Here is a 13,410-nt window from a genome sequence, read left to right as displayed (position 1 = left end):
CCGCCTCCGCCTACGGTCGTGTACGTGACCGAGACGACCCACACGCAGCCGCTGCCGCCGGAGCAGCCGGACGGCGCGTTCGAACCGTACAAGCCGCGCAGCCCGGAGGTCCGGGCGGCGCTGGATGCCCTGCGCAGGCTGCGCCAGGACCTGTTCCAGGACGCCTTCGCGTACCGGCCGCTGCCCCCGATGAGCATGGACCGCCCGTTCATCCGCCACCTCCCCGTCCGGTGGCGGGAGTACGCGGTCTGGACCCCGCACCTGGTGGTGGCCGCGGCCGGCGCGGTGGCGCTGCTGGCGTCCGTCACGGACCGTCCGCAGGGGGAGTTCGGGGCCCTGGTGTCGGGACTGTTCGCGCTGGGGCCGGTGCTGCTCACGCTGGCGCGCCCGGTCGCCGCGTTCTGGCTGTCCCTGCTCGGGACCTGGGTCAGCGCCGTGCTGGGCAGCGCCTGGGACGAGTGGCCCTGGGCGCCGGGCAACTTCTTCTCCCACCTGGTGGTGCTCACGGTGGTCGCCGTCCGCACCCGGCCGCGGACGGCGGCCTGGATGTGGGTGATCACCGGGCTCTTCGGCTTCACGGCCGTCTCGGTCTTCGGCTCGGGCCACTACGGCAACAACGTCGCCCCGATGCTGGTCGCCTCCGCGATATCCATGCTCGTCGCCACCGTCCGGCAGATCCGCCGGGAGGCCGAGCAGACGGTGACCGCGCAGCAGACGGAGACCGCGCACGAGCGGTCCCGGCGCACCCTGCTGGAGGAGCGCAGCACGATCGCCCGCGAGCTGCACGACGTGGTCGCCCACCACATGTCGGTGGTCGCCATCCAGGCGGAGGCCGCTCCCTACCGCGTCGAGAACCCGCCGCCGGAGCTGGAGAAGGCGTTCGCCACGATCCGGGAGAACGCGGTGGCCGCGCTCACCGAACTGCGCCGCGTCCTCGGCGTGGTCCGCGCCGAGGACTACGAGGCGCCGGACGCCCCGCAGCCCACCCTCGCCGACCTGGACGCGCTGCTCGCCAATGTGCGGGAGGCGGGCCTGGGCGTCGACAAGACGGTGACGGGCGCGGTCCGTGAACTCCCGCAGGGGGTGGAGCTGTCGGCGTACCGCATCGTCCAGGAGGCGCTGAGCAACACCCTGCGGCATGCGCCGGGGGCGGGCGCCCGCGTGGAGATCGGTTATGTCATCGGCGGCCTGGGCCTGCGCGTCGTCAACGGCCCGCCGCCGCAGCCCGCCCTCGTCAAACCGTCCCCCGGCGCCGGCCACGGCATCACGGGCATGCGGGAGCGGGTCGCCATGCTGAACGGCGAGATGACGGCGGCCGCCACGTCCGAGGGGGGCTACGAGGTGACGGTGTTCCTTCCGGTCGCCGCCGGCACCGGCGAAGGTGACGCATGACCGTCGGCACCATCCGCGTACTGATCGCGGACGACCAGATGATGGTGCGTGAGGGCTTCTCGGTCCTGCTGAACGCGATGCCGGACATCGAGGTCGTCGGCGAGGCGGTCAACGGCCGGGAGGCGGTGGACCGGGTCCGTGAACTCGCCCCCGACGTGGTCCTGATGGACATCCGCATGCCCGAGCTGAACGGCATCGAGGCGACCCGCGAGATAGTCGCCGCCGACACCACGGCGAAGGTCCTGGTCCTGACCACCTTCGACCTCGACGAGTACGTCTACCAGGCCCTGCGCGCCGGAGCCTCCGGCTTTCTCCTCAAGGACGCCTCGGCCCGCCAGCTCGCCGACGGCGTGCGGGTGGTGGCCGCCGGCGAGGCCCTGCTGGCCCCCTCGGTCACCAAGCGCCTGATCACGGAGTTCTCGAAACTCTCCGGCCCCTCGCGGCTGATGCCCACGGCCCAGGCGGCCTACGGCGACCTCACCGACCGGGAGACGGAGGTCCTGGTCCTCATCGCCCAGGGCCTGTCCAACGCGGAGATGGCCGAACGGCTGGTGGTGGCCGAGTCGACCGTGAAGACCCACGTCAGCCGGATCCTGGTGAAGCTGGGCCTGCGGGACCGTACCCAGGCGGCGGTGTTCGCGTACGAGGCGCGGCTGGTGACGCCGGGCTAGGGCACATGCCACGTGCACGGTCATCGAGCACGGTCGTTGTTGCGATTCGATCGCGGGTGGTATTGCTGTGGACACGGTGTGATCCAGTTGTGTTTGAATGGTGAAGGAATCGGCCAGGTGGCTGATTCCAGCCGCCCGTTGCCACGGCCGACACCCCCCTCCCCGTCCCGTTTCGCGCGAAGAAAGTTGCCGCGATGACCGCTGACGTGTCCGAGTTCCACTACGGCCTGATAACTCCGATAGCCGCCTACCTGATGGCGTTCCTGGGCTCCGTGCTGGCCCTGCGCTGCACGACCCGCTCGCTCGCCCGCAGGCGAGGTGAGAAGAGGATGGGCTGGCTGGCCCTGGGCGCGGTCGCCCTCGGCTGCGGCATCTGGACCATGCACTTCGTCGCGATGATCGGCTTCAGCGTGGGCGGCACGGCGGTGAGTTACGACGCGGGCAGGACGCTGCTGAGCCTCTTCGTCGCCATCGCGGTGGTCGCCGTCGGCGTCTTCCTGGTCGGCTACCGCGGCTCGGACCCCGTCACCCTGGGAACCGCGGGTTTCATCACCGGTGTCGGGGTGGCGGCGATGCACTACCTCGGCATGAGCGCGATGCACACCGGTGGCACCACGCAGTACGACACCACGGTCGTCGTCCTCTCCGTGGTGATCGCCGTGGTCGCCGCGACCGCCGCGCTCTGGGCGGCGGTGTCGATCAGAACGGTGTGGGCGACCGTCGGGGCCGCCCTGGTGATGGGCGCGGCCGTGTCGACCATGCACTACACCGGAATGGCCGCGGTGAGCGTCCACCTGACCCAGATGCAGGCGAACACCGAGTCGTCGACCAGCCTGCTGTCCTTCCTGCTGGTCATGCTGGCCGGCCCGGTGGCGGCCCTGGTCCTGGCGGCGGCGGTCGTCATGTTCGACCCCGAGGTCGTCGGCGGCCAACGCGACTGGACCGACCCCACCCCCGCCACCGCCCTCCCGGCCCCGCCCCTCTGGCCCCCCACCAACCACCAGCCGGAGACCCTGGGGGACCGGCGTTACATGTGACGTCGGATCTGTCACGCCGCGGCAAGTTCGCACCACACGTACTCGCCCCGGTCGCCGAACCCCGACAGCGGCTGCCCGGCCAGAGGCCGGAGCAGGCCCGCCGGTGACCCCGCTCTGTCACGCGGCTGAAGGGCAGGGCGCTCAGGGTCATCCCGGCCGCACCGATCCACAGCGTGGCCGCCGGGCCGAACGTGGAGCCCGAGGCGCCGCCCAGGAGGCCGCCCAGGGGGATGCCGGCCCAGGAGACGAAGCGGGCCGTCGCGTTCGTCCGGCCCAGGAGGCGGTCCGGGGTGAGGGTCTGGAGGAGGCTCGACTGGGCCACCACGCGGATGACTCCGCCGAGGGAGAGGGCCGCGAGCCCGGCCGCGGCCACGTACAGGCTCCAGCCCGGCCGGGCCGGCGCCATCAGCGCCGTCGGCGGGCAGGTCAGCAGCGGGGCGAGCCAGATGACCGGCCGTTGGCCGACCCGGCGCGCGGTCTCGGCCGCCAGCAGCGCGCCCAGCAGCGCACCGCACCCCATCCCCGACAGGATCAGGCCGACGCCGAAGGACGAGAGCCCGATCGCCCGCTCCAGGTGGACCAGCAGCATGGCCTGGTACATGACCAGGAAGAGGTTGAACATCGCGTCCCCGAGGACGATGGCGCGCAGGGCGGGATGCCCGAGGACGAACCGCAGGCCGGCACCGATGTCCCGGCCCAGCCGCGGGCGTTCGGCCTTCTCCGGGCGCTCCTCCCGCCCGCGGATCCCGGTCGCGAGCAGACCCGACAGGGCCATCCCCAGCGCACTCGCCAGCAGCGTCGCCGGCGCGCCGACCCCGCCGACCAGTGGTCCCGCGACCGCCGGGCCGCCGATGGAGGTCACCGAGCGGACCGCCGAGATTCTCGCGTTCCCCTCGACGAGGCGGGGCCGGCCCACCAGGCCCGGCAGGTAGCTGACGTAGGCGACGTCGAAGAAGACGGTCAGTACGCCATGGGCCAGTGCGACGGCGCAGAGCCACCAGAACGTGAGCCGGCCCGCCCACCAGGCCGCCGGCACGGTCAGCAGCATCAGCGCCCGCGCGAGATCGGTGCCGATCAGCACCGGCCGTTTCCGTATCCGGTCCAGCCACGCGCCCGCCGGCAGCCCCACGAGCAGCGAGCCGGCCGTGGTCAGCGCGGTCAGCAGTCCGACCTGGAACGCGGTGGCGTCCAGGGCCGTGATCGCGACCAGTGGCAGCGCCAGGAAGAGGACGCGGTCACCGAGTTGACCGAGGGCGGTGGCGGCGAGGAGGCGGCGGAAGTCGGGGTCGCGCAGGAGGCCGCCGGAACCGGGGCTGTCCATCTCTACCGGTCCACCGCGAACTCGTAGACGACCTCACGGCGGACGTCCGGGATGACGATGTCGGCGGTCTCCACCGGCCGCCCGCCGGTGTCGTAGATGGTCCGCTCGATCGCGAGCACGAGGTCTCCGGCGGCGATCCCGAGCAGGTTCGCCTGTGCCTGGGTGGCACGGGCCGGGCGCGGCAGTTCGACCACCGTCTCGACGGTCACGCCGATGGACCGCATCCGTTCGACCACGCCCCGGCCCGCGAGCGGGCCGCGCTCGGGCAGGACGACCGGGGTGCCGCCCGTGAGGGCCAGCGGCTCCCAGGACTCGGAGAGCTGCACGGGCACGCCGTCGGCGAGGAACTCGTAGTGCGTGCGTACACAGGGGTCACCGGCGGACACGGCGAGCCGCTCGGCGATGTCCTCGGGGGCCGGGACCCGTACCTCGCTGTGCGCGTCCCAGGTGCCCGCCCGGCCCCGCTCCGTCAGGGCGGCGAGCGAGCGGTCGGGGCGCCGGGAGCGGACCATCCGCAGCCGCTCGCGAGGCACCCGCACGTACGTCCCCGACCCGGCCCGCCCGTCCAGGAGCCCGTCGGCGATCAGCAGGTCCACCGCGCGCTGTACGACGTTGCGCCCGACCCCGTACTCCTCGGCGAGCCGCGCCCGGGACGGCAGCCGGTCCCCGATCCGCCACTCGCCCGCGACGATGCGTACCCGCACCGCCTCGGCGACGGCCAGGTAGGGCGCTTCCCGGGGCATCTGCGGCCCTCCACTCTGTCGTTGCGGACGGAGTCGGCAAGCTACTGCCCCCGCCGGAAGCTGCTGGAGCAGGATCACGTTCCGTCGATCACTTCGGGCCCGGTGAAACCGCTCCGCCATTCGGGTGAAGGCCCAGCTCGCAGCCTGTTGGCGGACCGCACGCCCCCCGCTACACCAAAGATCATGATCAAGCACCTGGAGCGCGGCTGTGACCCGAGCGAACACGCGGGCATCAACTTCCGCGACTGGCCCGTACGCCTGGCAGTACTGGAACCTGCCCGGCGCCTGAGCGCTGAGACACCCCTGGTCAGGAGGGGGACCGGCGGTCTAACGTCCGTCCATGGCAGCCTTCGACCCCTGGGACCCGGACTTCCTGGCCGACCCGTACCCCTCCTACGCCGAGCTCCGAGCCCGGGGCCGTGTGCAGTACTTCGAGCCCACCGACCAGTGGCTGGTTCCGCGGCACGCCGACGTCTCGGCGCTGCTGCGGGACCGGCGGCTGGGGCGGACGTACCAGCACCGGTTCACGCACGACGACTTCGGGCGGACCGCGCCCGCGCCGGAGCACGAGCCGTTCCACACGCTCAACGACCACGGCATGCTCGACCTCGAACCGCCGGACCACACCCGCATCCGCCGCCTGGTGTCGAAGGCGTTCACCCCGCGCACGGTCGAGCGGCTCAGGCCGTACGTGGCCCGGCTCGCCGGAGAGCTCGTCGACGGGCTGGTCCGGGACGGCGGCGGCGACCTGCTCGCCGATGTCGCCGAGCCGCTCCCCGTCGCCGTCATCGCCGAGATGCTGGGCATCCCGGAGGCGGACCGCGCCCCGCTGCGCCCCTGGTCGGCGGACATCTGCGGGATGTACGAGCTGAACCCGTCCGAGGAGACGGCGGCGAGGGCGGTCCGGGCCTCGGTCGAGTTCTCCGACTACCTGCGGGAGCTCATCGCCGAGCGGCGCAAGGAGCCCGGCGACGACCTGATCTCCGGGCTCATCGAGGCGCATGACGAGGGCGACCGGCTCACCGAGCAGGAGATGATCTCCACCGCCGTCCTGCTCCTCAACGCCGGTCACGAGGCGACCGTCAACGCCACGGTCAACGGCTGGTACGCCCTCTTCCGTAACCCCGCCCAGCTCGCTGCCCTCCGCGCCGACCACTCCCTGGTCCCCACCGCGATCGAGGAGCTGATGCGCTACGACACCCCGCTCCAGCTCTTCGAACGCTGGGTGCTGGACGAGATCGAGATCGACGGGACCACGATCCCGCGCGGCGCCGAGATCGCCATGCTCTTCGGCTCCGCCAACCACGACCCCGACGTCTTCCAGAACCCCGACCGCCTCGACCTGACCCGCCGCGACAACCCGCACATCTCCTTCAGCGCCGGCATCCACTACTGCATCGGAGCACCGCTGGCCCGCATCGAACTGGCCGCCTCCATGACGGCCCTGCTGGACCGCGCGCCGACCCTGACCCTGGCGGCGGAACCGGACCGGAAGCCGAACTTCGTGATCCGGGGGCTGGAGGGGCTGCGGGTGACGGTGGGCTAGCCGGCGAGGCGGGAGAGCTGGGCGGAGGCCCAGATCCCGCTCCCCCCGAAGGCGGCGATGGTCCCGCCGCCGACCACTCGGTCAAAGGCGTCCCCCGACGTGTTCAGCGCGACGAGTGGTCCGAGAACGAGCAGGGCAAGACCGCCGAGCAGGGTTACGAGCATGCCGGCGGTCAGGACGATCGTCGCCTGGCCCGGTGTCAGGCCCGAACGGCCCTCTTCGAGGAGAAGACCGGCGGTCAAACCGATCAGGAACACGGCGGCGGCAAGTGCGATCAGCGCCAGCCAGGGGTGACCCGTCACGGCACTGACGACGGCTCCGGCAAGGCAGATGGCGCCGACGCCGACTCCGCCGAGGCCGTAGGGCAGTGGACTGTCCTCGGCAAGTTCGGAGACGAGTGCCACCAGCAGGACCAGCCCCCGCAGGACCGCCAGGATCAGGGCACCCCCGGCGCAGAGGACCACATACCAGAAGGCGGCGACGAGGGAGAGGAGCGCGATCGCCGCCCCGATTGTCAACAACCCGCACCAGAGCCACACCAGCCACGCGTGATCGCTGTCCGAGGAGTCGTCACCGACGATGAACCCCGAGACCGTCACCACCAGGCCCACCACGAACAGCGCCAAGGCCACGACACCGTGCGCTGTCGACGCCGACGAGTCCTGCACCGAGGCGGCGACGAGCATGCCGGCTGACCGTGCCTTCACAGAACCCCCCGCATGACGAGGAAGAGCACCGCCCCGAACCCTCCGACGGCCGCGCCCACCAACAGCGTGTCCCGCGTATCGCGCGTCAGACGCATGTCACGCAGTAGACCACCGCTTGCCGCCAACTGCCCTGCCCTGGACGGCTTTTGTGCCGTGCTGCGAACGGTTGCACCCCCATCCGCCCCTCAGCCCGTGAGGTCCCGCCTCCGCAGCCCCGCCAGCCCCCCGCCCGCCAGCACCGCTGCCAGCCCGAGCAGGATCGCCACCGGCCCCCACTCCATCCCCCCGCCCGGCAGCTTCGGCAGGTGGCCGAAGGGGGAGAGGTCCAGGACGAGTTGCGGGGCGTCCAGGGCCGGGCCCACCCAGCCGATGAGGAGGACTGCCACGGCGACTCCCCAGGACGCGGGGGCACAGACCCGGGGTGCCACGCCGTACAGGAGCAGCGCCAGGCCGCCGATCAGCCACACGGCCGGGAGCTGCACCAGGCAGGCTCCCAGGATCGGGCCCACCTGCTTCCCGTAGCCGACGGCGAGACCCGCCCCCGCGAGGAGCATGATCAGGGCCGCGCCGCCGAAGGCGATCGTCAGGTGGCCGGCCGCCCAGCGCAGGCGGCTCACCGGGCAGGCGAGGAGGGGTTCGGCGCGGCCCGAGGTTTCCTCCGCGTTCAGGCGGAGGACGGACCCGACCACGTACAGCGCGGCGACCAGGCCCAGCATCCCGGTCATCGAGGCGAGGAACGCGTCCGTCAGCCCGCTGCGGCCGCCCATCCGCTCGACGATCTGACGGGCGTTGTCGTTGTCGCCGACCAGGTCGGCCGCCCCCTGGGTCAGGCCGCCGAAGACCACGCCGGCCAGGAAGAAGCCCAGCGACCAGCCGAGCACCGTGCCCCGCTGGAGCCGCCGGGCGAGCGCGGCGGCGGAGCCGAGGCGGCCGGTGGCCGGGCCGGGGCGGGTGGGGAAGAAGCTCATGCCGAGGTCCCGGCGGCCGGCCAGCACGTACGCGAGGAGGCCTTGCAGCAGTACCGCGGCCGTGAACAGCACCAGTACCCACCAGCGTTCGGCGGCGAAGGGGCGCAGGTTCTCCAGCCAGCCCAGGGGGGAGACCCACGTCCACGGCGAGGAGCCGTCGCCGGTCGCCGAGTCGCCCGCCGCACGGAGCACGAAGGCCGCGCCCAGGACGGCGGACGTGAGGCCCCGCGCCAGGCGGGCGCTCTCCGTCAGCTGGGCGGCGATCGCCGCCGTCGTCGCGAAGACCATGCCGGTCGCGGCCAGGCCGAGGCCGAGGGACAGCGCTCCGGCCGTGCCCTGCCCCGCCAGGCCGACGGTGATGAGCAGGGCCAGCACCGCGTTGGCGACCGCCGCCGCCAGCAGGGCCGCGGTCAGGGATGCCCGGCGGCCCACCGCTCCCGACGCCACGAGTTCCGCGCGGCCGCTCTCCTCCTCGTCGCGGGTGTGGCGGACGACGACGAGCAGGCTGGTCACGGCCGCGAGGAGACCGGCGTACAGGCCCACCCGCCATGCCGTCAGGCCGCCGAGCGAGGTGTCGTGGAGCTGGCCGATCAGCGCGCGGAAGGCGGCGTTGGTCTGCAACTGGCGGACCAGGTCGGTGCGTTCGGCGTCCGTGCCGTACAGGCTCTGCAGCGTGTTCGGCATGGAGAGGACCATCAGGGCGTTGACCGCGATCCAGACGGGAGTCGTCACGCGGTCGCGGCGGAGCGCGAAGCGCAGCAGGGTGCCGGTGCCGGTGAGGGTGCTCATCGCGCGGCCGCCTCGTCCTGGTAGTGGCGCAGGAAGAGTTCCTCCAGGGTCGGGGGCGTGGAGGTGAGGGAGCGGACGCCGGTCTCGGAGAGCGAGCGGAGTACGGCGGTGAGCTGGTCGGTGTCGACCTGGAGACGGATGCGCCGGCCCTGGACGTCGAGGTCGTGGACGCCGGGGAGATGCGCCAGCCCGTTGGGCGGGCCCGCGAGTTCGGCGCTCACGCTGGTGCGGGTGAGGTGGCGCAGGTCGGCGAGGGAGCCGGACTCGACGGTCCGGCCGTCCCGGATGATGCTGACCCGGTCGCAGAGCTCCTCGACCTCGCTGAGGATGTGCGAGGAGAGCAGGACCGTACGGCCCCGGTCGCGCTCCTCCTCCACACAGCGCTGGAAGACCTCCTCCATCAGGGGGTCGAGGCCGGAGGTCGGTTCGTCGAGGATCAGCAGGTCGACGTCGGAGGCGAAGGCGGCCACCAGGGCGACCTTCTGCCGGTTGCCCTTCGAGTAGGTACGGCCCTTTTTCGTCGGGTCGAGTTCGAAGCGGTCGATCAGGTCGGCGCGGCGCCGGGCGTCGAGGCCGCCGTGCAGCCGGCCGTAGAGGTCGATGACCTCACCGCCGGAGAGGTTGCGCCACAGGGTCACGTCTCCGGGGACGTAGGCGATCCGGCGGTGCACCTCCACGGCGTCCGTCCAGGGGTCGCGGCCGAGGATCTGCGCGGCGCCCGAGTCGGCGCGCAGCAGGCCGAGCAGGACCCGGATCGTGGTCGACTTCCCGGCGCCGTTGGGGCCGAGGAAACCGTGCACCTCACCGGTCTCGACGGCCAGGTCGAGGCCGGTCAGGGCACGGGTGCGGCCGAAGGACTTGTGGAGTCCGGCGACCGTGATTGCCTTCGTCATGGTTCAGAACGTACGCTTCTTTCAGAAATTTGTGAAGTTAAGGAATCGTCTGAAGCTCGGATAGGGTGAGCCCATGACGGAAACAGCCGGTGGCCGGGACGCGGAGGCCGTGTCGAAGTTCGTCGAGTCCTTCGCGGCGCAGCTTGTCGAGGCCGGGATGCAGCGGATGCCGGCCCGTATCTTCGCGGCCCTGCTGTCCTCCGACTCGGGCACCCTGACCTCGGCGGAACTGGGGGAGCAGCTCCAGGTCAGCCCGGCGGCGGTGTCCGGCGGGGTGCGCTACCTGGCGCAGCAGCACATGGTCGCGCGCGAGCGCGAGCCGGGCTCGCGGCGGGAGCGGTACCGGGTGCACAGCGACCAGTGGTACGAGGCGCTCACGAACAGGGAAGCCGTGATCAAGCGCTGGGAGGGCGCCCTGCGGGAGGGGGTGAGCAGCCTCGGTGCCGAGTCCCCGGCGGGGCGGCGGCTGAGCGAGACGCTCGCGTTCTTCGAGTTCGTGGACGCGGAGATCGCGGCGATGATGGATCGCTGGCGGGCGTACAGAGAAGAACGGTTCGGCAGTGCACCCCTCTAGGGGCGCCGGGAACCGCGCGACCGGCCACGATGCTCCCGCGGTCCCCTGATCGCCCCAACCGGCGCGACAGGCCCACGCGTTGAAGCTGTTCGCAGAAGGGAGAACGGCGACATTACTATCCCTTCCGGGGCGCGGGGGCGCCCCACGCGGCTTCGAAACAAGGGGCGGACGTGGCGCGTTGGAAAGCGTTGCCGGCCGGGCTGGACCCGGCGGTCGTGGAATTCGTCGCGGAACTGCGGCGGTTGAAGGACGCATCCGGACTCAGCCTGCGGGACCTCGCCACCGGCACGGGCTACAGCTCCTCGTCGTGGGAGCGTTATCTCGGCGGTCGGCTGCTGCCGTCGCGCGAGGCGGTGGAGTCGATGGCCACGCTGGTGGCGGCGGATTCGGCCCGGCTGCTCGCGCGGTACGAGAGGGCGAGAGACGCATGGCGTCGTGACCAGCTCGCCGGCTCCGGGGCGGACGAGGAGCCGGAGCGGGGGCGGACGGATGACCCACCCGGGGCACCTGACGTCTTCGTGGCCTCGGGGGAGTTTGGCGAGGGCCCGCGCGACGGTGCCGCGGACGTCGGGAAGGACGCCCGTTCCCGGGCCCGGAGCCTGCTGCGGCAACTGGCCACGGTCGGCGTCTCGGCCGCGGCGGGGGCGCTGATCGCGGTGCTGGTGATGGCACCGGGCCACCGCGCGGCCGCGGCCGCGGCACCCCGCACCACCGCGACGGCGGCCAAACCGGTCCCGTACACCTGCCACTTCGTCCGCAAGGCGGGGCTGTGGTACGCGGGCAACAGCGCGACCCGCACCGGCCACCTCCAGGTCGACATGTGGGGACCCGAGGTCGCCGAACTCCAGTGTCTGCTGCAGCACGCGGGGGAGTCGCCGGGCGGCGTCGACGGCAACTTCGGCCCGCTCACCGAGAGCGCGGTGATCAGCGCGCAGAAGGCGTTCCACCTGGACGTCGACGGCCAGGTGGGACCGCAGACGTGGGAGGCGCTGAGACGATGACCCGGACACCGCCGGAGTGCGCCCGCCTCGCCGCGGAACTGTGCCAGCTGCGGGAGCGCTCAGGACTGAGCCTGTCCGCGCTGGCCGTCGAGTCGGCGTACAGCAAGTCGTCCTGGCAGCGGTACCTGACGGGCCGTGCGCTGCCGCCGTGGCTCGCCGTGCGCGCGCTGTGCATCCTCGCGGACGAGCCCGAGCCGCGCCTGCGGGCCCTGTGGGAGCTGGCCGAGTCCACCTGGAGCCGACGCGGCTCGATCGCGACGGCGGAGCCCGCCGCCGTCGCGGGCGCGGCGCCCGTGCCACAGCCGCCCGTGCCACAGCCACCTGTGCCCGAGCCGCCTGTGTCACAGCCGCCTGTGCCCGAGCCGCCTGTGTCACAGCCGCCTGTGCCCGAGGCACCTGTACCGGGCCCGGGAAGGTCACCGCGATGGCGTGCCGGTGTGGCCGCCGGTGTGGCCGTGCTGCTGCTCGCCGCGCTCGTGGCGCTCACCGGTCGCCCGTGGACCGACTACGGAGCGTCCGCCGCGCTGTCCGTGCCCTCGACCGCGGCTTCGACCGAGGCCTTCCACGTCGGCTGCACGGGAAGCGCCTGCGACGGGCTCGACCCGGGAGTGGAGAAGTGCGGTGTGGAGCCGGAGACGCTGCTCCACACCCAGATCCCGTCCGGCTTCGGCCTGGAGATCCGCTACAGCCCGATGTGCCGTGCCGCCTGGGCCAGGGTCTGGAACACCGCCGTCGGGGACACCCTCAGCTTCACGGTTCCCGGCCGGCCGAGGCAGAGCGTCACCGTCGCCCGCCGCAGCGACGCCGCCGGGTTCGTCTACACGGATCTGGCCGCCGTCACCGGCCGCGCCTCCCGGCTCACGGCCTGCCTGAGTGCCGGATCGGCTTACCCTCCGAAGTGCTACTCCACGCCGTCGCCCTGACCCCTCGGGGCGACCCGCGAATCCCTCATCCTGCGCAGAGAACCTCCAGTTCAGAGCCGGTACGGTTCCGCTGTTCCGGCAGATTCCCCGGAGCCGTCGACACCCGGAGCCGGCGCACCGCAGCATCGTCGGCGGCGGGGGAGGTCCCCGGTCCGGTGTGCCGGATCGGGGACCACGTCCGCCGCTCCGATGTGCTCCACGACTTGAGGAGGAGATGACGTGCGACCGATTACCGTGCCGAGGACTTTCGCGGCTCTCGCCACCGCTGTCGCGATCGCCGCCGGGACCCTGGCGGGCGCGAGCACCAGCTTCGCCGCGACGACGGCGTCCACGCAGGTCTCGACGCAGGCGGTGAGCTCCAGGACCGTCGCTCCGCGTGCCACGGTGAACCTCGGCCTGAGCACGACCCAGGCCAAGTACGTCCAGTGCTGGCTGCGGAACTACTGGGGCTACACCGACGGGATCGACGGGCAGCTCGGCACCGACAGCTGGAAGGCGTTCCAGCGCAACCTGAAGGAGTACTGGGGTTACACCGGCGCGATCGACGGGGACGTCGGCGGCGGCACGGTCTCGGCGTTGCAGCGCCTCCTCCAGGCGTTCTGGGGCTACGACAGCAGCATCGACGGAGTCGCCGGACCGGAGACCCAGGCCGCGTTCAAGCGGTTCGCCGACAACCGCAGCGGTGAGTGCTGAGCGGTTCGGCCAGGCGCCCCGACAGGGGCGCGGGGAACTGCGCGACCAGCCCACCACCGGCCCGCAGGTGAGTGCGTACCTGCGGGAGCGTCGTGGCCGAGCGCGCAGTTCCTACCCCCAGCCTTCGGCTGGGGGTACCCCCAGCGCCCCGC

Annotated in this window: 12 protein-coding genes and 1 pseudogene; 8 read left to right on the top strand and 5 right to left on the bottom strand. The window is 72.4% G+C overall.

Annotated features, from left to right (window positions below):
* Positions 1–24 precede the first annotated feature (24 nt).
* The 3 genes from ACWGKQ_RS00685 to ACWGKQ_RS00675 all read left to right on the top strand — a co-directional run bounded on the left by ACWGKQ_RS00685 (position 25) and on the right by ACWGKQ_RS00675 (position 3,100).
* Positions 25–1,392 (top strand): sensor histidine kinase, encoded by a 1,368-nt coding sequence (locus ACWGKQ_RS00685; protein ID WP_453289670.1) that lies wholly within the window; start codon positions 25–27, stop codon positions 1,390–1,392.
* Positions 1,389–2,063, top strand: coding sequence for a response regulator (locus tag ACWGKQ_RS00680; RefSeq protein WP_453289669.1), 675 nt, complete (start codon positions 1,389–1,391; stop codon positions 2,061–2,063). The genes ACWGKQ_RS00685 and ACWGKQ_RS00680 overlap by 4 nt, the downstream gene beginning before the upstream one ends.
* A 194-nt stretch (positions 2,064–2,257) precedes the next feature.
* Positions 2,258–3,100: an MHYT domain-containing protein gene (locus tag ACWGKQ_RS00675; RefSeq protein ID WP_453289668.1), complete on the top strand. Its 843-nt coding sequence runs from the start codon at positions 2,258–2,260 to the stop codon at positions 3,098–3,100.
* A gap of 178 nt (positions 3,101–3,278) precedes the next feature.
* On the opposite strand, the pseudogene ACWGKQ_RS00670 reads toward ACWGKQ_RS00675, so the two are convergent.
* Positions 3,279–4,421 (bottom strand): annotated as a pseudogene (locus ACWGKQ_RS00670) (MFS transporter); the annotation flags it as partial.
* 2 nt (positions 4,422–4,423) lie between these two features.
* On the bottom strand, positions 4,424–5,164 hold the full coding sequence (locus tag ACWGKQ_RS00665) for a GntR family transcriptional regulator (protein WP_453289667.1): 741 nt from the start codon (positions 5,162–5,164) through the stop codon (positions 4,424–4,426).
* A gap of 340 nt (positions 5,165–5,504) precedes the next feature.
* Here ACWGKQ_RS00665 and ACWGKQ_RS00660 point away from each other — a divergent pair, with 340 nt between their 5' ends.
* Positions 5,505–6,710, top strand: a complete 1,206-nt coding sequence (locus tag ACWGKQ_RS00660; protein WP_453289666.1) for a cytochrome P450 — start codon at positions 5,505–5,507, stop codon at positions 6,708–6,710.
* On the opposite strand, the gene ACWGKQ_RS00655 is transcribed toward ACWGKQ_RS00660, so the two are convergent.
* From ACWGKQ_RS00655 to ACWGKQ_RS00645, 3 genes are all read right to left on the bottom strand, one after another.
* Positions 6,707–7,396 carry a hypothetical protein gene (locus ACWGKQ_RS00655; RefSeq protein ID WP_453289665.1) on the bottom strand — a complete coding sequence of 230 codons (690 nt, stop codon included), beginning with the start codon at positions 7,394–7,396 and terminating at the stop codon, positions 6,707–6,709. The two genes, ACWGKQ_RS00660 and ACWGKQ_RS00655, sit on opposite strands and share 4 nt — an antisense overlap.
* Before the next feature lie 206 nt (positions 7,397–7,602).
* A complete protein-coding gene (locus tag ACWGKQ_RS00650) occupies positions 7,603–9,174 on the bottom strand; it encodes an ABC transporter permease (RefSeq protein ID WP_453289664.1) in 1,572 nt (523 codons plus the stop codon).
* Entirely contained in the window at positions 9,171–10,067 is an 897-nt protein-coding gene (locus tag ACWGKQ_RS00645) for an ABC transporter ATP-binding protein (RefSeq protein WP_453289663.1), read from the bottom strand. Before ACWGKQ_RS00645 ends, ACWGKQ_RS00650 begins: the two co-directional genes overlap by 4 nt.
* Before the next feature lie 73 nt (positions 10,068–10,140).
* Between ACWGKQ_RS00645 and ACWGKQ_RS00640 the strand changes: the two genes are divergently transcribed.
* The 4 genes from ACWGKQ_RS00640 (at position 10,141) to ACWGKQ_RS00625 (ending at position 13,258) form a co-directional block, all read left to right on the top strand.
* Positions 10,141–10,641 carry a GbsR/MarR family transcriptional regulator gene (locus ACWGKQ_RS00640; RefSeq protein ID WP_453289662.1) on the top strand — a complete coding sequence of 167 codons (501 nt, stop codon included), beginning with the start codon at positions 10,141–10,143 and terminating at the stop codon, positions 10,639–10,641.
* Positions 10,642–10,811: 170 nt separating this feature from the next.
* A complete protein-coding gene (locus ACWGKQ_RS00635; protein ID WP_453289661.1) occupies positions 10,812–11,642 on the top strand; it encodes a peptidoglycan-binding protein in 831 nt (276 codons plus the stop codon).
* The gene (locus ACWGKQ_RS00630) at positions 11,639–12,565 is read left to right on the top strand and encodes a DUF2690 domain-containing protein (RefSeq protein WP_453289660.1); all 927 of its coding nucleotides are present in this window, start codon (positions 11,639–11,641) and stop codon (positions 12,563–12,565) included. The genes ACWGKQ_RS00635 and ACWGKQ_RS00630 overlap by 4 nt, the downstream gene beginning before the upstream one ends.
* A 219-nt stretch (positions 12,566–12,784) precedes the next feature.
* Positions 12,785–13,258, top strand: coding sequence for a peptidoglycan-binding domain-containing protein (locus ACWGKQ_RS00625; RefSeq protein WP_453289659.1), 474 nt, complete (start codon positions 12,785–12,787; stop codon positions 13,256–13,258).
* Positions 13,259–13,410 lie beyond the last annotated feature (152 nt).

It is taken from the genome of Streptomyces sp. NPDC054770 (genome assembly GCF_053611985.1).
The sequence above is the reverse complement of the archived record's forward strand: the minus strand, read 5'-3'. Positions and strand labels throughout refer to the sequence as shown.

Coding starts and splice junctions, on each gene's coding strand:
- ACWGKQ_RS00630 (WP_453289660.1), top strand. CDS start 11,639: ATGACCCGGACACCGCCGGAGTGCGCCCGCCTCGCCGCGGAACTGTGC.
- ACWGKQ_RS00675 (WP_453289668.1), top strand. CDS start 2,258: ATGACCGCTGACGTGTCCGAGTTCCACTACGGCCTGATAACTCCGATA.
- ACWGKQ_RS00665 (WP_453289667.1), bottom strand. CDS start 5,164: ATGCCCCGGGAAGCGCCCTACCTGGCCGTCGCCGAGGCGGTGCGGGTA.
- ACWGKQ_RS00645 (WP_453289663.1), bottom strand. CDS start 10,067: ATGACGAAGGCAATCACGGTCGCCGGACTCCACAAGTCCTTCGGCCGC.
- ACWGKQ_RS00660 (WP_453289666.1), top strand. CDS start 5,505: ATGGCAGCCTTCGACCCCTGGGACCCGGACTTCCTGGCCGACCCGTAC.
- ACWGKQ_RS00655 (WP_453289665.1), bottom strand. CDS start 7,396: ATGCTCGTCGCCGCCTCGGTGCAGGACTCGTCGGCGTCGACAGCGCAC.
- ACWGKQ_RS00680 (WP_453289669.1), top strand. CDS start 1,389: ATGACCGTCGGCACCATCCGCGTACTGATCGCGGACGACCAGATGATG.
- ACWGKQ_RS00650 (WP_453289664.1), bottom strand. CDS start 9,174: ATGAGCACCCTCACCGGCACCGGCACCCTGCTGCGCTTCGCGCTCCGC.
- ACWGKQ_RS00640 (WP_453289662.1), top strand. CDS start 10,141: ATGACGGAAACAGCCGGTGGCCGGGACGCGGAGGCCGTGTCGAAGTTC.